Consider the following 25,378-nt stretch of genomic DNA (forward strand, 5'->3'; position numbering starts at 1 on the left):
CCTTCTGGTTGTCTTGTCGCGATTTAAGCGGTTGATCCCCCCGGGAGTTTCAGCTTAGACAGCAGGACGCCGACGCATCGGTGTCGACAAGAGTGGGCCGTTAGCTCAGTTGGTAGAGCAACTGACTTTTAATCAGTGGGTCGCAGGTTCGAATCCTGCACGGCTCACCACTTCTCATAAATTATCCTTTCCCTGTTTGGGTTTGGTGTCGGATTTGACGAACCTCTTGGGAAGGTTCGCCAAATTGCGCTCGCCATTGGGACGGGCAATCAGTTTCTCAATCGCGGAATCGGCCATGCCTTCGCGGCCAGCGGCCTCGGTGTAGCGCTGCACCAGGGCCAGCGTTTTGTGCCCAGTGACCGCGCCGATCTCGTGCGCGGTGGCCCCGGCCTCGGCCAAACGACGCGCGCAGGCCTTCCGCAACCCGTGGGCGGAACACTGGGGCAGTTTCGCATCTTCAGTCCAACGCTGCATGAGATTGCCCAGCCCACCAGCGGAGCGCATCGTGCCTTTCTGGGTGGCCAGGAAGGGACGGTCCTTTGGTAGCCTGTCCAGCACCTCGGCCAAGTCCGGATGGATCGGCACGGAAACCAGCACCCCGCCAGAACGCTGCGTCTTCTGACGCCGGTACTCGATCTTGCCGTTGCGCACGTTCTTCGGCCCCAGCTTCACCGCATCGACTCGTGCAGCGCCGGTGTAGAGCATCAGCGTTACCGCCGTATGCGCCAGCGTGCCAGGCTTGTGGACCGCGAAGAACTGCGCCAGCTCGTCCTCATCCCAAGTATGGAAACCGTCACCGCCGACGCGAAACGGCTTCGTTGCGCGTGCAGGGTTGTCGCCGCGCCAGTCCAGCGTGATCGCAAAATCCATCAACTGGATCAGCCGCTTGCGCAGGTTGTTCGCTGCTGTCGGGGTTTCGGCCTTCTCCGCCAGGATCGTCTGCACATGCCGCCTCTGCATCAGCCGCACCGGCTTGTCGCAATGCTCCTCTCGAAACTTCTCGACGATCCCGCGATAGACCTTCTGTGTGCTCAGCGCGAGATCAAGGAACTCGGGCGAGCGATACCAGAGCGCGACAAGCTGGCTGACGCTGTAGGGCTTGGTCCGATCCGCCCCGATCAACCCGCGCGTCTTGTGCCCGTTCACGGCATCCTCATAGCGCCGAACAAAATCCTCCGACCCGTACTCACTCCCCAACTCTGCCGAAAACCCACCCTTGCGAAATCGCCACCGCCGCTTCCCGTGCCGGTCGAAATAGGCCGTCGCGCCGGGAAACTGCTTGCGGCGTTTCATGGGCGATCCCACGGATTGTTGACCTCGTCGGTCTGCTTCTCGGTGCTGTAGATCACGACCTTGCCGTCACGGCTGATCTCTGACCGCACGACCGGAATACCCGCATCCCGGTACGCCTTGAGGTATCGTGTCAATTCGCTCTGCGTCAGGGTCGCGCGGGGCATGGCCATGGGGTGTCCCTTTCCGTCAGAGGCTGTGGTGCTGCGACTCACCCAAGGGTAAGCGCGGCTGGTCGCCTTCAGGGCGTTTCACCCTGGTCGCGTTCTTCTGGAACCGCTCCCAGCCGCTCATGGTCAGAAGCTTGATTTTTGTGGAAATCTCGACGAACTCCAGCCGTCCATCGTTCATCAACGCGCGAACTTGCGCAGCGCTTAATCCGACAAGATCACCCAGCTCTTTTGGTGAAAGCAGTTTTTCCTGTGCCAAAACCCTCTCCTTTTCGTAAGGTAGTGCGAATCGGGTTGAATGCGCTCATGCGCGATGGTCCGATAACGAAACACAACGAATAACGTTCATTTGTGCGTATAGCATTCAAATGAACGCAACTGCAAGTGGATTGCTGTCGAAAATGGCGGATCGCCCCTACAACTACCTGAGCGCCCTCGGCGCGCGCATCGCGATTGCGCGCAACGAGTTGGGTATGTCGCAGGCGAAACTGGCTGAAGCACTGGGAATCTCGCTGCGCGCTTACCAGAGCTATGAGCTCGGCAAGCGCTCGATCCCAGTCGAGGCGCTGGTCGAGATGCACCGGAAATTCGATGTGGACCTGAATTGGATTTTGTTGGGAGTTGAAGCTGTACGTATGAAACATGACATCGCCGCCCTTGAGGAGTTCGAGGTCGCGCTGGACAGGTACCTGTCCGACAGCGGCACAAGGCTGAAAAGCGAAAAGCGTGGGGCGATTGCTGCGCGTTGGTACCGGTCCTTTCTGGAAGGAAAAGAGATCGCCATGGACGACGTCCACACCTGGATCGAATTGTTGAGAGAATGAGAATGGAACTAAGGCAACCCGACAGGTGGCAGCGCCACCAAATGGCGACAATCGAGCGGATTCAGGCCGACGTAGGCCGGTATACACGCCCTGTGATGAGCATCATGGGTATTAGTTCGTTGGTGTATCTAATGACGTGGGGGCCTCTGTTCGTGTTCTCTGGTTTAGGCAACATTCCTTCGCCCCCTATGCTCATAGCGGCTCTATCCGCATGTATCACAATCCTGACCGCCCCAGCCTTCCTACTGGCAGTGGGAATCGAGAGTTATTTTTCCCGTCGTTTAATTCGTATCGGGTTGACGCACTAAGCGGTGTCGGGACCAATTAATTTTTTGCCTTTTTTAATTTTTTCCGGATGGCAACAGATACTGCGTTTTCAATGATTGTGCACATCTTTGGATGCGGCCCAACTGCTCGATGTGGAGGAATCGGAAGGAGCATAAATCTTTTCAGTGGGTGGCAGTGAGCAAATCAAACCAATGCCCAAATAATCATTTAAGAAGCCGCGTTGCCAGCTATCGGCATCTACAGGGCGATCAATAATTATTGCTTGTTCAGGCTCCTCACCCGCGTCAGTTCTCAGTCGATACGCATACTCTTTAACTTGTCCAACAGCCAGCCTCATTCGCGTTGACAAAGACCTCTGCGAAACCGTTTTCACCTCAAATATTGCAGCTTTGTTGGGCCCCCATTTCACAAACAAATCCACGGAGTTAGGGTCAACTTTTACCTGTGCTCCTTGCGCCAGGTATCGCTCTGCAAAGCGTAGTACGATCTGGTCGTGAAGAACTGTTTTGGCATGCCTCTTCATTGCTCCATCGAGCACACTTTGAGCCAAATCTTGAACGGTTGAAGATGGATCTGGAGCGTCACGAGTGAATAGCTGACTTGGGTCAAAATCAATCAGGCGCACAGGGCCATTTGTAGTCGGCCTTTCATCCTGGAAAAGTTCTTCAGCTTGCGAATTATCATCTGAACCCGACTGTTCAGATGCAGCGACGTTTCTCACGTTTTCGAAAGTGAAATCATAGCTTCCGAAGCTTTGAAACCAACTTAGTCTATCTGCGATATCATGCCCACGGGGCAGCCAAAAACTTTCAGCCTTGGTTTGTTCTTGGCACATTGCCTTAAGGTTCGCCGCATCATTTTTTGCGCCCTCAGAAAGTGCAATTGTTGTTCGTCCGTCAGTCTCAAACAAACCAGTTTGGTCCAGTATTTTGAACCAATCCTGGATATTTCTCCTGAGTCTCGTTTCGGAGTGGGCCGAGGAAAGATCGAGAGAAAGTGACCGAGCCTTCAGGACGTCAGTCAATGCGGCTTCCCAATCATCATTTGTTTTGCATGGAAGTAAAATGGCCCGACATTCGTCTGCGGACAGACTTGGGTCCTCTCCAAGTTCGAGTAGCCCCAGAAGAACCTGTAGTATTAGAACTCCAGGCTTTATCAAGACGCCAGATTGAACGTGCAAATCAATCAGACTATCCGGGACCGTGATTCCACTCCCATGAAGCGCGTCTCTAATCGCTTTTGAGCGATCGTGCTTTTGACCATTCGGGTACTGGTAACGAAAAACTTGCATTTGAACGAGTCGCTTAAATGAAACCACCCCGGCAACAAAAGCTTTCGCGACGTCTGTCAGTACTAATTTTGTGCTGAGTTTGGTGGATACGATCAAACCAAGTTCAGATAGAATCTGTTGGTAATCTCGCCAAGCATCTGCTTTGCCATCCCTCTCGTTGGCGGTCAGCAAGCCAGCCTCCAACATTAGCTCAGTTATTGAGCTGCCAACTTTGGTTTGGCCTTGAAATGGTAGAGCGCAACTTAGCATGCCACGAATCGTCTGCTCGTCAAACCCAGCTGCATGCTGGGAAAAGCTCCACGTGTACCCTGGATGTGGAAGTGGCCTTATCAACATTTCACGAAAGTGCTCTTACGATCTCCCTAGCAACGGCTTTGGCCATCAAAGGGGGCACAGCGTTTCCGACTTGGCGATAGGCCGCAGTTGGCCCTCCTGCGAAAATCCACCAGTCTGGGAAAGATTGAAGCCGCGCCGCTTCACGAACTGTAATGTGGCGATGCTCGGAGGGATGAATGAACGGCCTTCCTCCACCGGCACCAGAGCCGACCAATACGGTCCCGGAAGGCCGCTCAGGATGAATCCGATCTGTATGATCTTTTCGGTCGCGACCGCCGGGCTCGACTAAACTATACCGGTCCATAACGCGCTGAGAGTGTTTCCTAAGCACATGGTTTGCGACGCCAGACACGTTTACCAAAGCCTCACCTGCTGTACGGTAGGGACGGAGACCTGTATTATTTTCAGGCCCATGAGTCGGCTCGGGCCAAGAAAATTTTCTCGCTGAAGCGCTATCCTTAAAGCCGATCAACAAGACGCGCTGTCGGAATTGAGGCACTCCAAAGTCGGCAGCATTCAGCTTATTGATCAATAGATGAAAACCAGTCTCTGCTTCAAAACATTCAACTAGCCGCTGCCAATCCCGACCTTGGTTCAGAGTCATGATGCCCGGTACGTTCTCGAACAAAAATACCTGTGGCGACAACTCACGAATGAAGCGCGCGTAATCAAACACAAGCTTCCCTCGGGGGTCTTCGGTAGAGCCCCGAGATCCCAGAATGCTGAAAGATTGGCATGGCGGGCCGCCAATGACTACGTCAATCGACTTTCCTGTCACCGCTTCAACATGGGAACCTGACAACTCAGAGATATCATGCGGCTCAACTACATGGTGATTTCCACCAAGGTTTTGGGCTAAGGTGTCACAGTAATAGGGTACAAGATCGCTAGAGAAAGTCGGCGACAAGCCTGCGAGAGCAAAGCCTAGGTCTAAGCCTCCCCCACCGCAAAACACTGATGCGTATCGGAGGCCTACTTTTCTTGAAGGCAGGGTTTGCGAGTTGAGAAAGCCAACATAGTCGCTCTCGATATCTTCAAGGCAAACCGCTCTGTTCATTTCTCTGCTCCACGTCACACTGGTCGCCCTCTGCCGTCGCATAGCCAGCCATGGGGGATAGCTGCGTCAACGAGGTTTTTAACTTCTCTGGGTAAACAAAGTTTTCACTCTCGTCGAGCCTTATCTGGTGGAGAGAGGTCCTTCATGACCTAAATGTGGTGAAGTGTGCGTCGCTCACTCCGGCGTGCCTATGTTGGCTATCAATGCGTCAGCCCCCGATCCATCTCGCGATCCCGCACTTCTAGCTCTGTCTCAGCCTCTCTTCGGCGTCCCTCGCTAAGCTCAAGCTCTCGTTCAACTTCGCGTCCAGCGCGTTGTAGGTGGCCTCTTCGCTCAGCAAGCCACGCAACGCCTGCATTGACGCGATCTGCGAGCGTATGAGCAACGTCGCGCAAGCCGCGATACCATCCAACTGGACTTGCAGCCTCTTCGTCGAGCGCGCTTCCAAGCCGCTCAATTCCGCGGCTGAGGTTTCGCAGGCCGTCACCAACCGCTCGACGCAGGCGAGCAAGTCGCGCTCCAAGGCTGTCAGGGGCGTCGTCATTCATTTCTCCTCGATCTTGATGCAAATGACCGGCGTCCCGGCCAGTGTGCAGGTTTTCAGCTCGGTCCGGTTCGGGTCCAGTGTCAGCCAGGTCTGTTCCCCTTGGTCGATCCGAGTCAGGCCCAGTTCCGTCAGCTCCGAGCGTGTCAGCATGGATGTCCAGAACCAGCTCGCGGCCATCATCGAGGCGATCCCCGTCAGGATCAGCCCCGAGATCAGCCAAGGCGAGATCGTCAGCCAACGTCTGATCTGTTCTGTCCGCGTCTCGAACAAGCTCCTGTTCTCGTTCAGGAAGTGGCGCGTATCGTTCTCGATGATACGCCGCGCGTCGCTCACAATACCCGTCAAATCGATCCTGAAGCTCTCCAGCTGAGATGCCATCGAGGCGGCGTAGTCCTGGCGTATCGTGTCCAGTTCCGCGTTCAATTTCTCGCTCAGCCGGGTCGGCTTGCCAGTCTTCATGGAAAATCTCTCCTTTCAGGCGCTAGCGTTCGCCGGTCTCGGGGTCTTGCGCGGTGAGATAGGCCTTGCCGACGCGCGGCAGGTCGAAGCCCGCATCGGCAAGGGCATCAAGCATGCTGGCGCGATCCTCGATCAGACCCATCGATATCTGATCGAGGATCCACGCATGCAGCTCGTCGCGGCCCTGGGCGCGGGTCGGGGCCTCGATGGTGTCGCGCACCTCCTGGGCGCGCTCCAGCTCCATCGGATCGGCCCAGCCGTGCCGCTGGTTCATCAGGTCGCGCAGGCTGTCGAAGGCGTCCTGGTAGCCCGGTGGCGCGATGTTCAGGCTGCGCCCGGTGGTCAGCTCCAGACGCGGGGTGCAAAAGTGCAGCTCGACGCGGTCCTCGTGGCTATGACGGACCCAGAGCATGTCATATTGCTCACCGTCCAGCCCGCCAAAGGCCAACTGCTCGAAGGCGTCCATCACCTCGGCCTGCTGCGCCTCGCTGGGCGCATCCTCGGCGGCGAAGCTGATCACGCCCGCCCGGTAGGTCCACTGGTGGCGGCTGGCGTCGATCAGGGCCTCGGTGCGCTCGGGGTTGCCGCGCAGCACCTCGGGCAAGGGGTCTCGCGTGACCGTCATCGGCTGGCCTTCGGCATCGCGGATCAGGTCGCGGTTGCCGTCATAAGCCAGCACGCGCTCGGCAACGAGATAGCCGACCGGCCCCGCACCTGCGCCCTTGCCGTTGGTGAAGAACTTGATCAGCACCGCCGCGCCTCGTCGAGGAGCTGGGCAAGCTGGCGTTCGATCACCAACAGGCGGCGCGCGACGGTCAGGCTGTCGAGGTCGGTGCGACCAACCAGCATTGCGCGGTTCAGCCAGCGCGCGATCTGGTTGAGGTTGCCGCCGATGCGCCCGACGGCCAGCACCAGCGCCGGATCGACGCGCGGCACGGGCTTGCGACGGCGCGCCTCGGTCAGGCCGAGCGCCTCCCGCAGGAGCGTTGCGGCGGGCAGGCCAGCGGCCTCGGCCTTGGCGCGCAGCTCGGCCTTCTCGGCCGCTGTGCAACGAAAGACGAAGGTCTCCCTCAGCGGCTCCTTTGCGCGGGTCTTGCCCGCGCCGGTGGGGTTCGAAGGGGAGGCTTGCCACCCCCCGCAAGGTCCCGTGTCAGAAGCGCCAGCGTATGACATGGGTCGCCTTGCTGTTTCCTCAGACCGCATGGCGGTTCTCCCCCACGGTCAGGGCAACATCCTGCGGAAGACGCGATGCGCGCTGCATCTGACGCTGTGCAAAGGGCGCGATGCGGGGTGCGGAAGACGCGGCGCATGCGCCATACTGCGCCTGACGGATGACTTCCCGCAGAAGACGCAACTGCTCCTGCCATTCCGCGCTATCCGCCGGGGCTGGTGTCCGGGCCGGAAGCCAGAAGCCCAGGTGATGCTCGTGTGGTGACAGGGGCAGGCTGCGTTCCAGCGTGGTCATGCCTTCCCGGGCCAGCCGTGCATCCCAGTCCCGGACAAAGCAGATGCCCCTTGGAACGAAGACCAGGTCCGTGCGCGTTCCGCCGGATTGCCCTTCATCAGGCAAATCCGGCGCGGACGCGCGCCACTGTTCTTTTCTAAGTTCTTGTTCTCTGTTCGGGGGGCGATCTTGTCCCCCTTTGCCGGACGGGAATGTCCCGCTTTGTGGACAGGATTGTCCCCCTTTGGCGCGGCTAAGCGGGACAACCTTGTCCCCCTCCCGGCGGCGCTCGGTGGCCCGTTTCATGGCTGCTTGGGTCGGGCGGTAGCGCGAGGATTTCCCCTTGTTGGTCCCGCGCTCCACGGTCATGTATCCCGCCGCCTCGACCTTGTTCAGCGCCCGTTTCACCGATTTGGCGTGCTTGCCGATGGCCGCACCTATGGTCTCGAAAGACGGGCGGCTCTCGCCGGTCTCGTGGTCTGCATGCGCCAGTGCCAGGTAGAGGGCCACGCGCAAGGCGTTGTCGTCCAGCTCGTGGTCCGTGACCATCTCCAGCAGGAATTGCAGCTTGATCTTGCAGAAGGGCAGAAGCTCAGACATCGACCCCTCCCGCGATTGCGGTCACGTGTGCGATCTGGTATCCAGTCTGAGCAAACTTTTCGATTTGGCCGTTGACGCGGGTGCCAGCCCGGTCAGCGGCCTTTCGGTTTCTGGGACTCCTGAAACGGTTCGCCAGAGGCCCGAAAAGCCCAATCAAATCAAGGGCTGGGGTTTTCCGGTTCGCCAGTGCAAGCCGTTGATTTCCCTCACCCCGCACAGTCCTGCACGGCTCACCACTCCTTTCAGAGCACTGATTGATACTGCCCAGCGCAGGCTATCTATCTGTGGTGACTGAAAGATTTTGACCCTCCCGGTGGCTTGCGCCATGGTGCGCGCAAGGAATGGGAGGATACGCATGAAACTGGTAACCTATCGCGCGTCGGTCGAGGATGCCGCCACACTGGGTGCGGTTGTCGATGGCTTTGTCGTCGATGTCGCGCGGCTGGGGCAGGCCGTGGGGGTGGATCTGCCGGGCACGATGCTGGGGTTCATCGACCGGGGGCTGATGACGCAGAAGGCGCTGCAACGGCTGCTGGATGCGGGGCTGGAGGCGCTGCCGCCGCAGGTGGTTCTGCCGCTGCCCAATGTCACCCTGCTGGCGCCGATCCCGCGCCCGCGCAAGAACATCTTTGGCATCGGGCTGAACTATGTCGAACACGTCGCCGAAAGCGCGCGCACGCTGGATACGGCGAAGGATCTGCCCTCCGAGCCGGTGATCTTCTCGAAACCCACCACAACGGTGATCGGGCCGGGCGAGCCGATCCGCCACAATGCCGAGGTGACGCAGCAGATGGATTGGGAGGTCGAGCTGGCCGCGATCATCGGCACCACCGCGCGGCGCGTGTCGGAAGAGGCCGCGCTGAACCACGTCTTCGGCTATTCCGTGATGATCGACGTCAGCGCCCGCGATTGTCGCCGCGCCGGCCAGTGGATCGTGTCGAAAGGGCAGGATTCCTTTGCCCCCTTCGGCCCCTGCATCGTCACGGCGGACGAGGTCGGCGACCCGCACGATCTGACCCTGTGGCTGACGGTGAACGGAGTGGAAAAGCAACGCTCGAACACGCGGCACATGCTGTTCAAGATCCCCGAACTGATCGCCGATATTTCCAAAGGCATGACGCTGGAACCCGGCGACATCATCGCCACCGGCACGCCCGAAGGCGTTGGTGCCGGGCGCGACCCGCAGGAATGGCTCTGGCCGGGTGACGTGGTGGAATGCGGGGTCGATGGAATCGGCCAGCTGCGCCATTCGGTCATCGCCGTATGAGCGGTGCGCGCTCTTTCGATTTCACCAAGATGGAGGGCGCCGACTGCTATCGGCTTATGGCGTCCTCGATCATGCCAAGGCCCATCGCTTGGGTCACCACGATCTCGCCCGAGGGGGTGCGCAATGCCGCGCCCTATTCGTTCTTCAACATGATGGGGTCCGAGCCGCCGGTGGTGGCGCTGGGGATCCTGCCGGGTGACGTGCACCAGAAAGACACAGCCCGCAATCTGCGCGATGGGGGCGAATTCGTCGTCAACCTCGTCTCCGAGGCGATGGCCGCGCAAATGAACGAAACCTGCGCCGCCCTGCCGCCCGAGGTGGATGAGCTGACGCTGGCCGGGGTTGCGACCGCGCCCAGCACGCAGGTCGCGCCCCCGCGCATCACCGGCGCTCCGGTGGCTTATGAATGCCGTGTCGCAGAGGTGGTGAACACCGGGCCACATCAGTTGTTGATCGTGGGCCGGGTGCTGGCCGCGCATTTCCATGACACGGCTCTGACACCGGGCGACCGTCCGCGCGTGATCCCCGAAGCGCTCGATCTCATCGGGCGGATGTATGGCGCCGATGCCTATGTGCGCACGCATGATGTGTTCCACATGCCCCGGCCGAAGTAACACGCTTGTCCATTGCGGTTCGCGCCGCAACATGGTCCCCTTCGCCCAAGGGAGAAGGAGACCACCATGGCCAGAGATCACGAAAACCACCGCGAGGATGTTGCCGGGCGCGCCAATGTCGAAGACACGCCCGAGCTGCTGGCCTATTACGACGATCTTGGCCGAAAGGGGGCCGCCGCGCTGTGGACCGTGGCGAACAAGATCGAACCCTGGGAGCCGGTGAGCCAGTCGGTTCCGATGATCTGGCGCTATGCCGACCTGCGCGATGACGTGCTGCGCTCGGTCGATCTGGTAACGCCGGAAAAGGCCGGGCGGCGGGTGATCTACCTGGACAACCCGGGCCGCTCCGATGTGGCGGCCGCCGTGGGCTGGATTTACGCAGGGCTTCAGGTGATGCATCCCGGCGAACGCGCCAGCGCGCATCGCCATTCCGCCAGCGCGATCCGTTTCATAATGGAGGGGCAGGGCGCCTATACCGTGGTGGACGGGCACAAGATGACACTGGGCGCGAACGATTTCGTGCTCACGCCGAACGGCACATGGCACGAACACGCCGTTGCCAGCGAGGGCACACCCTGCATCTGGCAGGACGGGCTGGACATTCCGCTGGTCAACGCGCTCGAGGCGAATTTCTACGAGGTGCATCCCGATCTGGCGCAGGCGGTCACCTATCCGGTCGACGACATGACGCGCACATGGGGCAACCCGGGCCTGCGCCCCGGCGGCGGTGACTGGCAAAAAGGCTATAGCCCGATGTTCAAATACGAATGGGATCGCACCTACGAGGCGCTGTCGGGTCTGGCCGCGCACAGCGATGGCTCGCCCCATGACGGGGTGCTGATGCACTACATGAACCCGGTGAATTCAGGGCATGTGATGGGCACGCTGGGGGCGTCGATGCAGATGCTGCGCCCCGGAGAGCGGACCAAGGCGCACCGGCACACCGGCAGTTTCCTCTATCAGGTCTGCAAGGGATCGGGCCATTCCATCATCAATGGCAAGCGCTTCGACTGGACCGAGCGCGACATCTTCTGCGTGCCGGCATGGGCCTGGCACGAACACGCCAACGCCTCTGACACCGAGGACGCCTGCCTGTTCTGCCTGAACGACCTGCCGGTGATGGAAAAGCTGGGCCTGTATCGCGAAGAGGCGCTGGCCGAAAACGGTGGTCACCAGCCGGTCGGCTGAGGCCCGTTTACGACCACGGCCCCGGCGTGCCGCGCCGCCGCACCTTGGGCATCCCGCTGGGCTGAACGCGCGGATCCTCGCGCCGCTGGGGCGTGGCTTGCCCGGCCATCTCGCGCAGCGCGGCGATGCGGTTTTCCGTGGCCGGGTGTGTCGCGAACAGGCTGTCGTGCTTGTGCGCGTGCAGCGGGTTGATGATGAACATATGCGCCGTGGCCGGGTTCCGCTCGGCGGCGTGGTTATCGATCCGCGCCGCGCCCATCGCGATTTTCTGCAGGGCCGAAGCCAGCCACATCGGATGCCCGCAAATCTCGGCACCGGCCTTGTCGGCGGCATATTCGCGGGTCCGGCTGATCGCCATCTGCACCAGCGCCGCCGCCATCGGGGCCAGAAACATCATCATCAGCGTGCCAATCAGCCCCAGCCGCTCGCGCGAGCCGCCAAAGAACAGCGCAAAATTCGCCAGCATCGAAATCGCGCCCGCAAAAGTCGCCGTAACCGTCATGATCGCCGTGTCATGGTTGCGGATATGCGCCAACTCGTGCGCGACAACCCCGGCCAGTTCCTCGCGCGACAGGCTGCGCATCAGCCCCGTCGTCACCGCGACGGCGGCATTCTCGGGGTTGCGCCCAGTGGCAAAGGCATTCGGCTGCTCGGTGTTCATGATGTAGACCTTGGGCTGCGGCAACCCGGCATTGCGCGCAAGCTCTGCCACCAGATCATGCAGGCCGAACCGGTCGCCCGCGGCAACCTCTTGCGCATTGTGCATCCGCAGCACCATGCGGTCGGAATTCCACCAGGTGAACCCATTCATCACCGCCGCGACAACAAGGGCAATCACCGCGCCGCCGGAACCTCCGATCAGATAACCGACCCCCATAAACAGCGCCGTCATCGCTGCCATCAACATCGCCGTCTTCACGTAACCCATCGGACACTCCGCGCCTGCCTGCCGCTTTAACCTGTCAGATATGGCGATGGTTCCGGGCGGGGCAAGGGGACGGCCGCGCGCCGCCCCGAAAACGACAAAGCCCCCGCAGATGCGAGGGCGTTGGCCGATCAATTTGGTTGCGGGAGTAGGATTTGAACCTACGACCTTCAGGTTATGAGCCTGACGAGCTACCGGGCTGCTCCATCCCGCGCCAATTGACGTGCCCGCTATCTAGTGGGCTTCGTCGGGAGGTGCAATGCGGATTGGCGGTTTTTTTGACAAAAATTTTTTACAATTATGTGCTGCGGATTTCCGCCCTAAGCAGCCCGCCAAATCGCAGCGAGTGGGTGGCAGAATCAAACTGCGCCATGCTAGGTTTTGCGGTATGGCACATGCGAACCCCAATATCGGCGAGTCTCGGCCCGTCATCCGGCAGCTGGACGATGCCGCGATCAACCGTATCGCGGCGGGCGAGGTGGTTGAACGCCCGGCTTCTGCGGTCAAGGAACTGGTGGAAAACGCGATTGACGCAGGGGCAACGCGCATCCGCATCGACATCGCCGATGGCGGCAAAACGCTGATCCGCGTAACGGACGATGGCTGTGGAATCGCGCCCGACGATCTGCCGCTGGCCTTGGCTCGCCATGCCACGTCGAAAATCGACGGGACCGACCTGTTGAACATCCACACCTTCGGCTTCCGGGGCGAGGCGCTGCCTTCGCTCGGCGCGGTCGGGCGGCTCTCGGTCACCAGTCGCGCGCCGGGCCATGACGCGGCGGTGATCCGCGTTTCGGGCGGGCGGATGGAGCCGGTGCGCCCGGCGGCGCTGAGCGCGGGCACGGTCGTCGAATTGGCCGATCTGTTCCACGCCACCCCCGCGCGGCTGAAATTCATGCGCAGCGACCGGGCAGAAACCCAGGCCATCGCCGACACTGTGCGCCGCCTTGCCATGGCCGAACCCGCCATCGGGTTTACCCTGCGCGATGTCAGCGGCGGCGGCGAAGGCCGGTCGCTGTTTCGCGCTGATGCCGAATCGGGCGATCTGTTCGATGCGCTGCACGGGCGGCTGTCGGGCGTGATCGGGCGCGATTTTGCCGACAATGCCTTGCGAATCGATGCCACGCGCGACGGGCTGCGCCTGTTCGGCTATGCCGCGCTGCCCACCTATTCGCGGGGCGCGGCGGTGACGCAATTCCTGTTCGTGAACGGCCGCCCGGTGCGCGACAAGATGCTGTATGGCGCCCTGCGCGCCGCCTATTTCGATTTCCTCAGCCGCGACAGGCACCCCGCCGCCGCGCTGTTCATCGATTGCGATCCGACGTTGGTTGACGTCAACGTGCACCCCGCAAAATCCGAGGTCCGGTTTCGCGACCCCGGCACCGCGCGCGGGCTGATCGTGTCGGGCCTGCGCCACGCGCTGGCCGAAGCCGGGCACCGCGCCTCGACCACTGTTGCCGGGGCCACGCTGGGCGCGATGCGCCCCGAACCCACCGGCGCGCGCGTCTACCAGATGGATCGCCCCTCGCCCGCCGCACGGGGCCTGGGCTATGCCGCACAACGCCCGGCCGAACCCGCGCCCCAAGGGTTCGACGAGCTGAACGCCGGATTCTCGGCCCGCGTGGTCGAACCCGAACCCATGCCCGAGGTGACGCCCGCCGAGCACCTGCCTCTTGGAGCCGCGCGCGGGCAGGTGCACGAAAACTACATCATCGCCCAGACCGAAACCGGCATGGTCATCGTCGACCAGCACGCCGCCCACGAACGGCTGGTCTATGAGAAACTCAAACGCCAGATGGCCGAAAACGGGGTTGCGGCGCAGGCGTTATTGATCCCCGAGATTGTCGAGCTGTCGGCGTCTGATCGCGACAGCCTGCTCGACATTGCGCCCGACCTGGTGGCGCTGGGGCTGACCATCGAAGCCTTCGGCGGCACGGCGGTTGCGGTGCGCGAAACGCCCGCCATCCTGGGCGAGGTCAACGCCGCCGCGCTGGTCGCCGACATCCTCGACGAACTCGCCGACGCGGGCAGCGCCACAACGCTGCAAGCCCGAATCGAGGCGATCCTGTCGCGCGTCGCCTGCCATGGTTCGATCCGCTCGGGCCGCCGGATGCGCGCCGAAGAAATGAACGCCCTGCTGCGCGAGATGGAGGCGACGCCGCATTCCGGCCAGTGCAACCACGGCCGCCCCACCTATGTCGAATTGCGCCTGTCGGACATCGAACGCCTGTTCGGGCGCACATGAACCAGCTGGGCGACGTCACGCTGTCCGACCCGCTCGTGCTACTGGCCTCGGGCGGTGTCGGTCTGGCACTGTTGATGCTGTTTCTGCTGGTTCTGTCGATCCGCGCCTCTGCCCGGGCGGCGCGGATGGCCGAGCCGCTGGCCCGCCATATGCAGGTGCTGGGCGGCCATGTACAGCAGCTGGGCTATGGGCAGGAACAGCTGCGCGGCGGGCTGCAAACCGTCTCCGACACGCAGGCCAATGCGCAAGCGCAGGTGATCCAGACCGTCGAATCGCGGCTCGCCTCCGTCCAGCAGCAGATGAACGACCGGCTCGCCGACAACGCCATGCGCTCGGCCCGTGCGCTCGCCGAGATGCAGGAGCGGATGAAGGAAACGCTGCATGGCACCTCGAAACAAACGGTGACCTCGCTGACGCAACTGCAAGAGCGGCTGGCCACGATCGACCGCGCGCAGGATAATATCGCCAAGCTGTCCGGCGACGTGCTTGGGCTTCAGGACATCCTCAGCAACAAGCAGACACGCGGCGCCTTTGGCGAAATCCAGCTGAATGACATCGTGTCCAAGGCTTTGCCGCCCGACAGCTACGCGCTTCAGGCCACGCTCGGCAATGGCCGCCGCGCCGATTGCCTGATCCACCTGCCAAACCCGCCGGGCCCCATCGCCATCGACAGCAAGTTCCCGCTCGAGGCGTATGAATCCCTGCGCGCCGCCGACACCCCGCAACAGGTGAAAGAGGCCCGCCAAGCGCTGCGCACCGCCGTACGGACCCATATCAAGGCCATCTCCGAGCGCTATATCATCGAAGGCGAAACCGCCGACGGGGCGCTGATGTTCCTGCCCTCCGAAGCGGTCTATGCCGAGTTGCACGCCAATTTCGCCGACCTGGTGCGCGAAGGCTTTGCCGCGAGAGTGTGGATCGTGTCTCCGACCACCTGCATGGCGACGCTCAACACCATGCGCGCGATCCTGAAAGACGCAAGAATGCGCGAACAGGCCGGCGCAATCCGCGCGACATTGAAGCTTTTGCATCGCGACATGGAACTGGTGGTCGAACGGGTGGGCAAGCTCAACACCCACTTCGCACAGGCCCGCACCGACCTCGACCAGATCAGCACTGCTGCCGAACGGGCCGGCAAACGCGCCGCCCGGCTGGACAATTTCGATTTCGAAGAGCTGGCGCCAGAGGTGGATTCCACGTCCCTGCCGCTTGAGCGATAGGTGTCGCGCTCATATCGCGCGTGCCGCGCGATGCCTTCGGCGAGGATATTTTCGGCCCAAAGAAGCAGGGCGCCCGCTGCCTTCTTTGGGCTCAAAATATCTCGGGGGAGTCGCCCGAAGGGCGGCGGGGGCAGAGCCCCCCTCCGCCTGACCTATTCTGCGGCCACGCTTGCGGGTTCTACCCGCACTGCCGAGAACTTGAACTCGGGGATCTTCCCGTAGGGGTCGACCGCCGGGTTGGTCAGGATGTTGGCCGCTGCTTCGACATAGGCAAAGGGCAGAAACACCATGTCCTCGGCCACCGCGCGGTCGGCGCGGGCCATCACCTCGACACTGCCGCGGCGCGTGGTCAGGCGCAGCATCCCGCCCGGCGCCACGCCAAGGCGGCGCAGCGTCTTGGGATGCAGCGAGCAGTTCGCCTCGGGTTCGACCGCATCGAGCACCGTGGAACGGCGCGTCATCGAGCCGGTGTGCCAATGTTCCAGCTGCCGCCCGGTGGTCAGGATCATCGGGTAATCGCTGTCGGGCGCCTCGTCGGGGGCGATCACGCTGGCCGGGGTGAACCGGGCGCGGCCACCCGCGCGGGGGAAGCCATCGGCGAAGACGATCGCCTGCCCCGGATCCTCGGGCGAGAGCGAGGGGTAGGTGACGACGTTCTGCGCCTCGAGCCTGTCCCAGGTGATGTTGTCGAGGCTCTTCATGTTCTGCTTCATCTCGGCGAACACCTCGGCGGGTCCGCTGTATGTCCAGCCAAGGTCCAGCCGCTTCGCCAGTTCGACCTCGATCCACCAGTCCTCGCGCGCCTCGCCCGGGGGTGGCACGGCGGGGCGGCCCATCTGGACCTGCCGGTTGGTGTTGGTCACTGTGCCCGACTTCTCGGCAAAGGCGCTGGCGGGCAGGATCACGTCGGCATAGTTCGCGGTTTCGGTCAGAAAGATGTCCTGCACCACGAGGTGGTCGAGCTTGGCCAGGGCGGCGCGGGCGTGATCCACATCCGGGTCCGACATGGCGGGGTTTTCGCCCAGCACGTACATCGCCTTGATGTCGCCTGCGTGCACCGCGTCCATGATCTCGGTCACGGTCAGGCCCTTCTGGTTCGAGAAGTCCCCAGACCCCCAGACCTCGGTAAAGGCGCTGCGCACGCCGTCCTGTGTCACGTCCTGGTAATCGGGCAGGAACATCGGGATCAGCCCGGCATCCGATGCGCCCTGCACGTTGTTCTGGCCGCGCAGCGGGTGCAGACCGGCACCGGGGCGGCCGACCTGGCCTGTCATCAGTGCCAGCGAGATCAGGCAGCGCGAATTGTCGGTGCCGTGAATATGCTGCGACACGCCCATGCCCCAGAAGATCATCCCGGCGCGCGCGCCGGCAAATGTGCGGGCCACGTCGCGCAGAACCTCGGGGGCAATACCGCAGATTTCGGACATTTTCTCGGGCGTGAAATCGGCCAGATGCGCCTTTTCGGCCTCCCAATTCTCGGTATAGGCCTCGATATACTGCTGATCGTAGAGCTTCTCCTCGACGATCACATGCATGATCGCGTTCAGCATCGACACGTCGGCGCCGGGACGGAATTGCAGCATGTGGCTGGCAAACCGTTTCAGGGCTTGTCCGCGCGGGTCCATCACGATCAGCTTGCCGCCGCGCTTGGTGAACTGTTTGAAATAGGTCGCGGCAACCGGGTGGTTTTCGATCGGGTTGGCCCCGATCACGATGGCCACGTCGGCGTTTTCGATTTCGTTGAAGGTGGCCGTCACCGCGCCCGAGCCGACGTTCTCCATCAGCGCCGCGACCGAGCTGGCATGGCACAACCGCGTGCAGTGGTCGACATTGTTGTGGCCGAATCCCTGGCGGATCATCTTCTGGAACAGATAGGCCTCTTCGTTGGTGCATTTCGCACTGCCAAAGCCCGCCACCTCGCGCCCGCGCCCCTTCAGCCCCTTGGCGGCGAAATCCAGCGCCTCGTCCCACGACGCCTCGCGGAAGTGGGTCTGCCAGTTGCCGGGGTCGACGTTCAGCCCCTTGGCGGGCGCGTCCTCGCGGCGGATCAGCGGTTTGGTCAGCCGGTGGTCGTGGTGGATATAGTCGAACCCGAACCGGCCTTTGACGCACAACCGGCCTTCGTTGGCGGGGCCGTTGATGCCCTCGACGTATTTCACCCGGCCATCCTTGACCTTGAGCGAGACCTGGCACCCGACGCCGCAGAAGGGGCAGATGCTGTCGACTTCGCTGTCGAAATCGGCGCTGTCGCCGACCTGCGCGTCATCGACCACGGTGGCGGGCATCAGCGCGCCGGTGGGGCAGGCCTGCACGCATTCGCCGCAGGCGACACAGGTGCTGGCGCCCATCGGGTCGGCCATGTCGAAGGTGGGAAAACTGTCATGCCCCCGGCCCGCCATGCCGATCACGTCGTTCACCTGAACCTCGCGGCAGGCGCGCACGCACAACCCGCACTGGATACAGGCATCCAGGTTCACGCGCATCGCGACGTGGCTGTCATCCAGCAGCGGTATGCGGCCCTCTTCCAGCTTGGGAAAGCGGCTTTCGCTGACGCCGTTCATCGCGGCCATGTCCCACAGGTGGCTGGATTTGTCGTGGGCGACCTCGGGAGCGGGCTGGTCGGTCACCAGCATTTCCATCACCATGCGGCGGGCCTGTTCGGCGCGGGCCGAGACAGAGGTGACGACCATGCCTTCGCTGGGTTCGCGGATGCAGGAGGCCGCCAGCGTGCGTTCGCCTTCGATTTCCACCATGCACGCACGGCAGTTGCCATCGGGGCGATAGCCGGGCGCCGGTTTGTGGCACAGGTGCGGGATCACTAGGCCGCGGCCATTCGCCACCTCCCAGATGGTCAGGCCCTTTTCGGCCTCGATCTCTTCGCCGTTCAGCGTGAAACGCACCTTGTCCGACATATCTGCCTCCTGGGTAATTGCGCCACGTTAGACCACGGGCGCAGCCGCCGCGACTCTCCAAACCCGACGCATGCCACCAAATTTGCGCCGCGCTGTTTCCTTTCGGAACCGCATGTCGCTGCCGGGGGCCTTTTCACGGGGCGCGGTGGCCCCTAGAAAGGCCGCGAACACTGCAAGACGGGCGCCCATGTCTCATATCACGCTTATCCGCCACGGTCAGGCCAATACCGGTGCGCGCGACGAAACCAGCTATGACCGGCTCAGCCCGCTGGGCCATGCGCAGGCCGAATGGCTGGGCCAGCACCTGCGCGAGACCGAGGCGTTTCACCCGCGGCTGTACTGCGGGTCGCTGGTGCGGCACCGCGAAACCGTGGCCTCGATGGGGCTTGGCATGGAACCGGTGGTCGATCCGCGCCTGAACGAATTGGAATATTTCACGCTCTCGCAGTTGATGGAGCGGCAACATGGCGTGGCGCTGCCCGACTCGCGCGAGGGGTTCATCGACCATCTGCCGATGGTGTTTGGGCATTGGGCCGATGATGCGCTTGAGGACGTGCCCGAACGCTTTGCCGATTTCGAACACCGCGTGGCCCAGTCGCTGGCCGAGATTGCCGAGGGCGATGGCCCGGCGCTGGTGGTCACTTCGGGCGGGCTGATTTCCTTTGCGATCCGGCGCGCTTTGGGGCTGGATATTCCGGCGGCCTCGCGGGTGGCGCTGGCGATCATGAACACCTCGATGCACCGGCTGCACCCCATTGGCGCGCATCTGACGCCGGTGCTGTTCAACGCGGTGCCCCACCTTGATACGCCCGAGCGGCGTCACGCGCAGACCCATTTCTGACGTGCAACGGAAGGACAGGCCCATGACCCATATCTGGGTGCGCGCCGAACAGCGCGACAATGAAACCCGCACCGGCATCACGCCCGAAGGCGTGGCCGCGCTGATCGCTGCGGGCAAGCGCGTTACGGTCGAAAACAGCGCCTCCCGTGTATTGCCGATCGACGGCTTCCGCGATGCGGGCGCGACGATTGCGCCGGAAAACAGCTGGCCCGAGGCGCCGGAGGATGCGGTGATCTTCGGCCTGAAGGAACTGCCCGAGGATGGCACGCCGCTGCGCCATCGCCACATCATGTTCGGCCACGCCTACAAGGATCAGGCGGCGGGTAAGGTGCTGCTGAAACGGTTCAAGGCGGGCGGCGGCACGCTGCTGGATCTGGAATACCTGACCGATGATGCGGGTCGCCGGGTTGCGGCCTTTGGCTACTGGGCGGGGTTCGCCGGGGCGGCGGTGGCGCTGTCGGTCTGGGCCGCGCAACAGGCGGGCCGCGCGGTGCCACCCGCACATCGCCATGCCACCGCCGATGACATGGTGGCCGAGCTGACAAGTGAGTTGGACGGGTCCGGGGTGCCGCGCCCCAAAGCGCTGGTGATCGGGGCGTTGGGCCGGGTTGGCACCGGCGCGGCCGATCTGTGCACGCGAGTCGGTGTTACCCCCACCCGCTGGGACATGGCGGAAACTGCCAGCGGCGGACCGTTCCCGGAAATCCTTGCCCACGGGGTGTTTCTGAACTGCATCCTGGCGCGCCGCGAAACCCCGCGTTTCGTGACGAAACCGGCGCTGACGCAACCGCGCGACCTGCGGGTGATCGGCGATATCGCCTGCGATCCCGACAGCCCGTTCAACCCGATCCCGCTGTATGACCGCGCGACCACATGGGAAAAGCCCGCCGTGCGGGTGCACGATGACCCCCCGCTCGACATCATGGCAATCGACAACCTGCCCTCGATGCTGCCGCTGGAAAGCTCGCAGGATTTCGCGGGGCAATTGCTGCCGACGCTCCTGACGCTTGGCGATGCGGATTCGCCGGTCTGGGCGCGCGCCAACGCGCTGTTTCAGGACCACGTCGCGCGGGTGTGAGAGCTCACATCAGGTCGTCTTCGGCGTCCATCGCGGAAATGCCAAGCGCGTCCAGGCCGTTTTCCAGATGGTCGGACATATGCGGCGAACCTAGCAGGTAATCGGCGCAGGGTACGGTGGCCTCTGCCGCGGCGGTAGAGACCGCCTCGGCGAAATCCTCGGGCTCGAAACTGCCGCGTCCGATCCACAGGATGGCGACCAGTTCGGCCTGTTCCTGCTCGCTCATCCTCTCGATCAGCCCGCGCAGCTCCGGCTCGGCGCGGTCCAGTTCGTGCCCCATAAGCGCAATCTGCGCGACCTTGGCAGGTGACAGTTCCATGGCTTTCCTCCGTTGATGTCTCGGGCCCAAGTGAACCCGATAAAGGAACGGCGGTCTTTGATCTCAAGCAAACAGCCGGAAATAGAGCCAGTCCGGCAGAAACTGGCCGAGCCGGAACACATAGGAAAACGGGCGCGGAAAGCTGAGCTTGAAGCGGTCCGAACCCATGTGTTCAAAGACCGAGCGCGCGGCGTCTTCCGGCTCCATCAGCATGGGCATCTTGAAATCGTTCTTGTCGGTCAGGCGGGTCTTGATGAAGCCCGGGTTCGCCAATTGCACGCGCACGCCGGTATCCTTCAGATCGGCGTAGACCGATTCGGCCAAGGCCATGACCCCGGCCTTCGAGGCGGCATAGCCGATGGCGCCCGGCAGCCCGCGAAACCCCGAAAGCGACCCGGTGATGACAACATGGCCCTTGTCGCGCGCCACCATCGGCGGCAGGACCACGCCCAGCGTGCGCGCCAGCCCGGTCAGGTTCACGTCAAACATGGTTTCGGCCTTCTCGGCGTCCCACTCTTTCGCCGACATCGGCCAATAGGTCCCGGCAAGGAACACAACGCCATCGACCTCGCCAATCGCCTCGGCGGCGGCGCGGATGCTGTCGGCATCCTGCACATCCAGCGTCTGCACGACGGCGCGGCCCGGCAGGCGATCGGCCAGCTTCTGCAACGGCTCGGCATTTCGGGCCGAGAGCACCAGATCGACACCCACGCGGCTCAGCTTTTCGGCCAGCGCGGCGCCCAGCCCCTCGCTCGCACCAATCAGCCAATACCGTTTTCCCTGCCAGTCGTGCATGGCACCCGTCCTTTCGCTTTTTCTGCTGCTTTGATCTGGTTCCTGACCTAGCCCGCCGTCGCGGTTTTGCCAGTTCAGCCGCGGCTGACATCCGACTTGGGCGGGGGCGGCAGGTGGCGGAATCTTGCCCCCTTCCACCACAGTTTCAGCGCCTGCCAGTGAATCAGCGCCAGCACCCGGCGCGACCCGAACGGGCGGCGGATCAACATGGCCAGTGCGCTGCGCGTGGTCAGGGGCTTGCGGGCGCCCGTCAGCGTGGCGATCAGCCCGCCCTTGTCACGGCCATAGTCGATGCGGATACCGATGTGATCGTCGCGAATGTCGAACCGGAACCGGTAGTCGCCCGCCACCGGCTGAAACGGCGAGACGTGGAAGATTTTCGTCGCATGCAACTCGGACTCGGGGGTGATGGGCGCGGCGTCGGAATGGTGGCACAGATAGGAGTGCCGCTCGCCATAGGTGTTGGTGACCTCGGCAATCACCGCATAAAGCGCCCCATCCGCACGGTGGCACAACCAGAAGCTGACCGGGTTGAACACATGGCCCAGCACGCGCGGCTGCGCCAGCAGGTCGATCCGCGCGGGCGAGGGCAGCTGGTGCCGCGCCAGAACGTCGCGCGCCCATCGTGCGCCCGCGCCTTCGCCCGGAGGCCCGCCATGGTCTCGGTCGTGCAGCGACAGCACGTTGCCCGCGTTGCGGGAAAACAGGCGCGGCGCGCGCGGGGCCGGGGCTTCGGCATTCAGCAACACGTAATCAATGCCATAGCGAAAGGCATTCGCCACCGCGCCCTTGCGCCCGTGATAGGTATGCCCCGCGATATGATCGACGCGCGCGTTCACTCGGCGGCGACCCGCAGGTTGGGAATGCGATTGATGCCCGCGACCACGTCCAGCGCGCTGGCAAGCCCGTCTTCGTGAAACCCGTTGCGCACCCAGGCGCCACAGAACCACGTGTTGCGCGTGCCATTCAGGGCCGGAACCTCGGCCTGGGCGGCGATGGCGGGGCCGTCGAACACCGGGTGGCGGAAGGCGGCGATGTCGTGAATCAGCTCTTCTCGGATGGGGCGGCGGCTGTTCAGCGTCACGAACAGCGGATCGGCCTGGGGGATCGGTTGCAGAGAGTTCATCCAATAGGTCAGGTCGATCCCGTCGCCATCGCTGGCGCCTTGCCCGGCATAGTTCCAGCTGGACCACATCGCCCGCCGGTTCGGCATCACCGAGACATCAGAGTGCAACACCGCGCGGTTCGGGTGATAGCGGATCGCGCCCAGCACGCGGCGTTCCTGCTCGGAGGGATCCGACAGCAGGCGCAGCGTGTCGTCGGAATGCGTGGCGAACACCACGTCGTCAAAGGCTTCCCATTCGGCCCCCTCGGCGCGCACCTCGACGCCCAATCCGATCCGCCGCACGCCTTTTATCGGGCAATCCAGCCGAATCTGGACCCCCTTGCGCCGCATCGCAGACTCCAGCCGGCGGACATATTCCACCGATCCGCCCTGCACCGTGTACCACTGATGCTGGCCCGAATGATGCAACAGCGCGTGGTTGTCGAAAAACCGGATCATCGCCCAAGCCGGGAAATCCATGATCCGATCCTTGGGCGACGACCAGATCGCGCCGGACAGCGGCAGCAGGTAGTAATCGCGAAACCATCGGCCCGTGCCAAGGCGATCGAGCAAGCCGCCCACGCTGAGCGATTTGTCCTGCGCAGCCTCAAGCGCGTTCGCGTTGAAGTGCAGGATATCACGCACCATGCGCAGGAATGAGGGGCGCAGCGCGTTCACCGGCTGGCCGAACAGGGCACGAAGCGACTTCAGCGAATATTCCATCCGACCGCCGTCGATCGAGGCGGCAAAGCTCATGTCGCTTTCCACCACGGGCACGTCGAGCTCTTCAAACAGCCGCACGAGGTTCGGATAGTTCACGCGGTTGAACACGATGAACCCGGTATCGACAGGCTGGGTGCCATTCTGCCCGGCCATCACGGTGCGCGCGTGGCCGCCCAGCCGGGGTGCGGCGTCGAACAAGGTGACGTTGTGCAGGTCTGACAGGCGATGCGCCGCGCCCATTCCCGATATTCCGGCACCGATCACGGCGATTTTTCTTGGGGCCGTGGCCGTCTGTTCAAATGGCATATGCCGGGTGCTCCGATTGGGTGACTTCCAAGGCTTTACGCGCTTTAGGTGAAACCGGATGACAAATAGATTGAAAAACCTGCGATTTTGCCCGCGTCAGAAAAATTTTATGGCTCGGGTGATCCGGCTCAGGGGCTGTTGCGTAGATGGGGTATGTTCACTGGCGCGCAACTCGATACACTGTCCCATACAGGGCACTTGCCCGACGGCCCCGCCGTCGCGGTGCGGGCCGCAGGACCAAAGGCGAAGAAGCGCGTGCGCAGCAAGCCGCAAGAACTGACCACGATGGAACCGTCTGCCGAGCCGGACTGGCCCGCCCTGATCGGGCGCATCCGCGATCATCGCGACCGTGATGCCTTTGCGCGGCTGTTTTGTCATTTTGCACCGCGCATTCGCGGGTTCATGATGAAATCCGGCGCCGATGCCACCACGGCCGAGGAATGTGCGCAGGACGTGATGGTGACGCTATGGCGCAAGGCGCATCTTTTCGATCCGGCCCGCGCCTCGGCGGCGACGTGGATCTTCACGATTGCCCGGAATCGCCGCATCGACATGCTGCGCAAGCAGCGCCGGCCCGAACCCGAAGATCTGGGCTGGGGCCCCGAACCAGAGACCGATCAGGCCGATGCCCTGGCCTTGCAGCAAGACAGCGCGCGCCTGAAAGACGCGATGACCAAGCTGCCCGAGGCCCAGCGCCACCTGATCGAACGCACCTATTTCGGTGATCTCAGCCACCGCGAGATCGCCGCTGAAACCGGTCTGCCGCTTGGCACGATCAAATCCCGCATCCGGCTCGCGCTCGACCGGTTGCGCCACCACATGAAATGATGTCTGCCATGAAGACCAAGATCAAACATCATATAGAAGACCGCCACTTGCTGGCCTATTCCGCCGGGGCCCTGCCAGAGGCGTTTTCGCTGATGGTTGCCACGCATATTTCGCTGTGCGATCGCTGCCGCGCGCAAGTCGAAGCCTATGACGCGCTGGGCGGCGCGGTGCTTGAAGCCGTGACTGACAGCTCCGATGCCGGGCTGGACCGAGCGCTGGCCGCGATTGATGCGGTGTCGCCCGAGGTAACGCCGCGCCCCGAGCCGGCAAAGACCGGTGTGATCCCCGCCCCGCTGCGCGATTACATCGGCGGCGATCTCGACGCGGTGCGCTGGCGGCCCGTGGGCCTGGGCGTGCGGCAGGCGATCCTGCCCACCAGTGGCGAGGCCACGGCGCGGTTGCTGTTCATTCCCGCGGGGGCCGCGGTGCCCGATCACGGCCATCGGGGGACCGAGTTGACAATGGTCTTGCAGGGCGCGTTTTCGGATGAAACCGACAGTTTCGCGCGCGGCGACGTGGAAACCGCCGACGAGGCGCTGAACCACATGCCCGTGGCTGATATTTCGGCTGATTGCATCTGCCTTGCGGTGACCGACGCGCCGCTGCGCTTCAACACGCTGCTGCCGCGCCTGATCCAGCCGTTCCTGCGGATCTGAGTGGCACCCATGCCCCGGCTCGGCTAGCCTGATCGCGATATCAGCGAAAG

26 protein-coding genes and 2 tRNA genes are annotated in these 25,378 nt (G+C 62.8%); 11 read left to right on the forward strand and 17 right to left on the reverse strand.

Going from position 1 to position 25,378, the window contains the following annotated elements; genetic code table 11:
• Nucleotides 1-94 precede the first annotated feature (94 nt).
• Nucleotides 95-170, forward strand: a tRNA-Lys gene (locus tag FGK64_RS18990).
• Between the two features lie 4 nt (nt 171-174).
• On the opposite strand, the gene FGK64_RS18995 is transcribed toward FGK64_RS18990, so the two are convergent.
• The 3 genes from FGK64_RS18995 to FGK64_RS19000 are packed head-to-tail and all read right to left on the reverse strand — an operon-like array spanning nt 175 to nt 1,719.
• A complete protein-coding gene (locus tag FGK64_RS18995; protein WP_138865419.1) occupies nt 175-1,293 on the reverse strand; it encodes a site-specific integrase in 1,119 nt (372 codons plus the stop codon).
• Nucleotides 1,290-1,463 carry a hypothetical protein gene (locus FGK64_RS22250; protein WP_155846068.1) on the reverse strand — a complete coding sequence of 58 codons (174 nt, stop codon included), beginning with the start codon at nt 1,461-1,463 and terminating at the stop codon, nt 1,290-1,292. Before FGK64_RS22250 ends, FGK64_RS18995 begins: the two co-directional genes overlap by 4 nt.
• 16 nt (nt 1,464-1,479) lie before the next feature.
• The gene (locus tag FGK64_RS19000) at nt 1,480-1,719 is read right to left on the reverse strand and encodes a hypothetical protein (RefSeq protein ID WP_138865420.1); all 240 of its coding nucleotides are present in this window, start codon (nt 1,717-1,719) and stop codon (nt 1,480-1,482) included.
• 109 nt (nt 1,720-1,828) lie between these two features.
• On the opposite strand from FGK64_RS19000, the gene FGK64_RS19005 reads away from it, so the two are divergent.
• Entirely contained in the window at nt 1,829-2,284 is a 456-nt protein-coding gene (locus FGK64_RS19005; protein WP_246057824.1) for a helix-turn-helix domain-containing protein, read from the forward strand.
• A gap of 376 nt (nt 2,285-2,660) precedes the next feature.
• Here the strand turns inward: FGK64_RS19005 and FGK64_RS19010 are convergent, their stop codons facing one another.
• The 7 genes from FGK64_RS19010 to FGK64_RS19030 form a co-directional block, all read right to left on the reverse strand.
• Nucleotides 2,661-4,034, reverse strand: coding sequence for a hypothetical protein (locus tag FGK64_RS19010; protein WP_138865421.1), 1,374 nt, complete (start codon nt 4,032-4,034; stop codon nt 2,661-2,663).
• 166 nt (nt 4,035-4,200) lie between these two features.
• Nucleotides 4,201-5,256 carry a DNA cytosine methyltransferase gene (locus FGK64_RS19015; protein ID WP_171054140.1) on the reverse strand — a complete coding sequence of 352 codons (1,056 nt, stop codon included), beginning with the start codon at nt 5,254-5,256 and terminating at the stop codon, nt 4,201-4,203.
• A 241-nt stretch (nt 5,257-5,497) separates the two neighbouring features.
• Complete coding sequence (locus tag FGK64_RS22615; RefSeq protein ID WP_246057825.1) at nt 5,498-5,800, reverse strand: hypothetical protein; 303 nt, start codon at nt 5,798-5,800, stop codon at nt 5,498-5,500.
• Nucleotides 5,801-6,262, reverse strand: a complete 462-nt coding sequence (locus FGK64_RS22620; RefSeq protein ID WP_246057826.1) for a hypothetical protein — start codon at nt 6,260-6,262, stop codon at nt 5,801-5,803.
• A gap of 22 nt (nt 6,263-6,284) precedes the next feature.
• Complete coding sequence (locus tag FGK64_RS22625; protein ID WP_246057827.1) at nt 6,285-7,013, reverse strand: relaxase family protein; 729 nt, start codon at nt 7,011-7,013, stop codon at nt 6,285-6,287.
• Nucleotides 7,007-7,435: a plasmid mobilization protein gene (locus FGK64_RS19025; protein ID WP_171054141.1), complete on the reverse strand. Its 429-nt coding sequence runs from the start codon at nt 7,433-7,435 to the stop codon at nt 7,007-7,009. Before FGK64_RS19025 ends, FGK64_RS22625 begins: the two co-directional genes overlap by 7 nt.
• A 19-nt stretch (nt 7,436-7,454) precedes the next feature.
• Nucleotides 7,455-8,306 carry a helix-turn-helix domain-containing protein gene (locus FGK64_RS19030; RefSeq protein ID WP_138865423.1) on the reverse strand — a complete coding sequence of 284 codons (852 nt, stop codon included), beginning with the start codon at nt 8,304-8,306 and terminating at the stop codon, nt 7,455-7,457.
• A gap of 355 nt (nt 8,307-8,661) precedes the next feature.
• Here FGK64_RS19030 and FGK64_RS19035 point away from each other — a divergent pair, with 355 nt between their 5' ends.
• From FGK64_RS19035 to FGK64_RS19045, 3 genes are all read left to right on the forward strand, one after another.
• Complete coding sequence (locus FGK64_RS19035; protein WP_138865424.1) at nt 8,662-9,573, forward strand: fumarylacetoacetate hydrolase family protein; 912 nt, start codon at nt 8,662-8,664, stop codon at nt 9,571-9,573.
• Nucleotides 9,570-10,187, forward strand: coding sequence for a flavin reductase family protein (locus FGK64_RS19040; RefSeq protein WP_138865425.1), 618 nt, complete (start codon nt 9,570-9,572; stop codon nt 10,185-10,187). The genes FGK64_RS19035 and FGK64_RS19040 overlap by 4 nt, the downstream gene beginning before the upstream one ends.
• Before the next feature lie 66 nt (nt 10,188-10,253).
• Complete coding sequence (locus FGK64_RS19045; protein ID WP_138865426.1) at nt 10,254-11,375, forward strand: cupin domain-containing protein; 1,122 nt, start codon at nt 10,254-10,256, stop codon at nt 11,373-11,375.
• A 7-nt stretch (nt 11,376-11,382) separates the two neighbouring features.
• Here the strand turns inward: FGK64_RS19045 and htpX are convergent, their stop codons facing one another.
• Both htpX and FGK64_RS19055 read right to left on the reverse strand, forming a co-directional pair.
• A complete protein-coding gene (htpX, locus tag FGK64_RS19050; protein ID WP_138865427.1) occupies nt 11,383-12,303 on the reverse strand; it encodes a zinc metalloprotease HtpX in 921 nt (306 codons plus the stop codon).
• 134 nt (nt 12,304-12,437) lie between these two features.
• Nucleotides 12,438-12,514: transfer RNA gene (locus FGK64_RS19055), tRNA-Met, on the reverse strand.
• Between the two features lie 174 nt (nt 12,515-12,688).
• Here FGK64_RS19055 and mutL point away from each other — a divergent pair.
• Together mutL and FGK64_RS19065 are read left to right on the forward strand one after the other, a co-directional pair.
• Complete coding sequence (mutL, locus tag FGK64_RS19060) at nt 12,689-14,545, forward strand: DNA mismatch repair endonuclease MutL (protein ID WP_138865428.1); 1,857 nt, start codon at nt 12,689-12,691, stop codon at nt 14,543-14,545.
• Nucleotides 14,542-15,765, forward strand: coding sequence for a DNA recombination protein RmuC (locus tag FGK64_RS19065; RefSeq protein WP_138865429.1), 1,224 nt, complete (start codon nt 14,542-14,544; stop codon nt 15,763-15,765). Before mutL ends, FGK64_RS19065 begins: the two co-directional genes overlap by 4 nt.
• Before the next feature lie 152 nt (nt 15,766-15,917).
• Here the strand turns inward: FGK64_RS19065 and fdhF are convergent, their stop codons facing one another.
• Nucleotides 15,918-18,677 carry a formate dehydrogenase subunit alpha gene (gene fdhF, locus FGK64_RS19070; protein WP_138865430.1) on the reverse strand — a complete coding sequence of 920 codons (2,760 nt, stop codon included), beginning with the start codon at nt 18,675-18,677 and terminating at the stop codon, nt 15,918-15,920.
• Between the two features lie 187 nt (nt 18,678-18,864).
• Here fdhF and FGK64_RS19075 point away from each other — a divergent pair, with 187 nt between their 5' ends.
• Nucleotides 18,865-19,518, forward strand: a complete 654-nt coding sequence (locus tag FGK64_RS19075; RefSeq protein ID WP_138865431.1) for a histidine phosphatase family protein — start codon at nt 18,865-18,867, stop codon at nt 19,516-19,518.
• Nucleotides 19,519-19,540: 22 nt separating this feature from the next.
• Nucleotides 19,541-20,596 (forward strand): saccharopine dehydrogenase, encoded by a 1,056-nt coding sequence (locus tag FGK64_RS19080; RefSeq protein ID WP_138865432.1) that lies wholly within the window; start codon nt 19,541-19,543, stop codon nt 20,594-20,596.
• Nucleotides 20,597-20,600: 4 nt separating this feature from the next.
• Here the strand turns inward: FGK64_RS19080 and FGK64_RS19085 are convergent, their stop codons facing one another.
• The 4 genes from FGK64_RS19085 to FGK64_RS19100 all read right to left on the reverse strand — a co-directional run bounded on the left by FGK64_RS19085 (nt 20,601) and on the right by FGK64_RS19100 (nt 23,844).
• Nucleotides 20,601-20,915, reverse strand: a complete 315-nt coding sequence (locus FGK64_RS19085) for a DUF3775 domain-containing protein (protein WP_138865433.1) — start codon at nt 20,913-20,915, stop codon at nt 20,601-20,603.
• Nucleotides 20,916-20,978: 63 nt separating this feature from the next.
• Nucleotides 20,979-21,710, reverse strand: a complete 732-nt coding sequence (locus FGK64_RS19090) for an SDR family NAD(P)-dependent oxidoreductase (protein ID WP_138865434.1) — start codon at nt 21,708-21,710, stop codon at nt 20,979-20,981.
• Nucleotides 21,711-21,784: 74 nt separating this feature from the next.
• Nucleotides 21,785-22,549, reverse strand: a complete 765-nt coding sequence (locus FGK64_RS19095; protein WP_138865435.1) for a DUF1365 domain-containing protein — start codon at nt 22,547-22,549, stop codon at nt 21,785-21,787.
• Nucleotides 22,546-23,844, reverse strand: coding sequence for an NAD(P)/FAD-dependent oxidoreductase (locus tag FGK64_RS19100; RefSeq protein ID WP_138865436.1), 1,299 nt, complete (start codon nt 23,842-23,844; stop codon nt 22,546-22,548). The genes FGK64_RS19095 and FGK64_RS19100 overlap by 4 nt, the downstream gene beginning before the upstream one ends.
• A 285-nt stretch (nt 23,845-24,129) precedes the next feature.
• Here FGK64_RS19100 and FGK64_RS19105 point away from each other — a divergent pair, with 285 nt between their 5' ends.
• Nucleotides 24,130-24,672 (forward strand): sigma-70 family RNA polymerase sigma factor, encoded by a 543-nt coding sequence (locus tag FGK64_RS19105; protein ID WP_246057830.1) that lies wholly within the window; start codon nt 24,130-24,132, stop codon nt 24,670-24,672.
• An 8-nt stretch (nt 24,673-24,680) separates the two neighbouring features.
• The gene (locus tag FGK64_RS19110; protein WP_138865437.1) at nt 24,681-25,328 is read left to right on the forward strand and encodes a ChrR family anti-sigma-E factor; all 648 of its coding nucleotides are present in this window, start codon (nt 24,681-24,683) and stop codon (nt 25,326-25,328) included.
• The last annotated feature ends 50 nt before the right edge of the window (nt 25,329-25,378 follow it).

Origin of the sequence: Arenibacterium halophilum (assembly GCF_005938225.1) — a bacterium.
Lineage (GTDB): Bacteria > Pseudomonadota > Alphaproteobacteria > Rhodobacterales > Rhodobacteraceae > Arenibacterium > Arenibacterium halophilum.

Coding starts and splice junctions, on each gene's coding strand:
- FGK64_RS18995 (WP_138865419.1), bottom strand. CDS start 1,293: ATGAAACGCCGCAAGCAGTTTCCCGGCGCGACGGCCTATTTCGACCGG.
- FGK64_RS22250 (WP_155846068.1), bottom strand. CDS start 1,463: ATGGCCATGCCCCGCGCGACCCTGACGCAGAGCGAATTGACACGATAC.
- FGK64_RS19005 (WP_246057824.1), top strand. CDS start 1,829: ATGAACGCAACTGCAAGTGGATTGCTGTCGAAAATGGCGGATCGCCCC.
- FGK64_RS19015 (WP_171054140.1), bottom strand. CDS start 5,256: ATGAACAGAGCGGTTTGCCTTGAAGATATCGAGAGCGACTATGTTGGC.
- FGK64_RS22615 (WP_246057825.1), bottom strand. CDS start 5,800: ATGACGACGCCCCTGACAGCCTTGGAGCGCGACTTGCTCGCCTGCGTC.
- FGK64_RS22620 (WP_246057826.1), bottom strand. CDS start 6,262: ATGAAGACTGGCAAGCCGACCCGGCTGAGCGAGAAATTGAACGCGGAA.
- FGK64_RS19025 (WP_171054141.1), bottom strand. CDS start 7,435: ATGTCATACGCTGGCGCTTCTGACACGGGACCTTGCGGGGGGTGGCAA.
- FGK64_RS19030 (WP_138865423.1), bottom strand. CDS start 8,306: ATGTCTGAGCTTCTGCCCTTCTGCAAGATCAAGCTGCAATTCCTGCTG.
- FGK64_RS19035 (WP_138865424.1), top strand. CDS start 8,662: ATGAAACTGGTAACCTATCGCGCGTCGGTCGAGGATGCCGCCACACTG.
- FGK64_RS19040 (WP_138865425.1), top strand. CDS start 9,570: ATGAGCGGTGCGCGCTCTTTCGATTTCACCAAGATGGAGGGCGCCGAC.
- FGK64_RS19045 (WP_138865426.1), top strand. CDS start 10,254: ATGGCCAGAGATCACGAAAACCACCGCGAGGATGTTGCCGGGCGCGCC.
- htpX (WP_138865427.1), bottom strand. CDS start 12,303: ATGGGTTACGTGAAGACGGCGATGTTGATGGCAGCGATGACGGCGCTG.
- mutL (WP_138865428.1), top strand. CDS start 12,689: ATGGCACATGCGAACCCCAATATCGGCGAGTCTCGGCCCGTCATCCGG.
- FGK64_RS19065 (WP_138865429.1), top strand. CDS start 14,542: ATGAACCAGCTGGGCGACGTCACGCTGTCCGACCCGCTCGTGCTACTG.
- fdhF (WP_138865430.1), bottom strand. CDS start 18,677: ATGTCGGACAAGGTGCGTTTCACGCTGAACGGCGAAGAGATCGAGGCC.
- FGK64_RS19075 (WP_138865431.1), top strand. CDS start 18,865: ATGTCTCATATCACGCTTATCCGCCACGGTCAGGCCAATACCGGTGCG.
- FGK64_RS19080 (WP_138865432.1), top strand. CDS start 19,541: ATGACCCATATCTGGGTGCGCGCCGAACAGCGCGACAATGAAACCCGC.
- FGK64_RS19085 (WP_138865433.1), bottom strand. CDS start 20,915: ATGGAACTGTCACCTGCCAAGGTCGCGCAGATTGCGCTTATGGGGCAC.
- FGK64_RS19090 (WP_138865434.1), bottom strand. CDS start 21,710: ATGCACGACTGGCAGGGAAAACGGTATTGGCTGATTGGTGCGAGCGAG.
- FGK64_RS19100 (WP_138865436.1), bottom strand. CDS start 23,844: ATGCCATTTGAACAGACGGCCACGGCCCCAAGAAAAATCGCCGTGATC.
- FGK64_RS19105 (WP_246057830.1), top strand. CDS start 24,130: ATGGAACCGTCTGCCGAGCCGGACTGGCCCGCCCTGATCGGGCGCATC.
- FGK64_RS19110 (WP_138865437.1), top strand. CDS start 24,681: ATGAAGACCAAGATCAAACATCATATAGAAGACCGCCACTTGCTGGCC.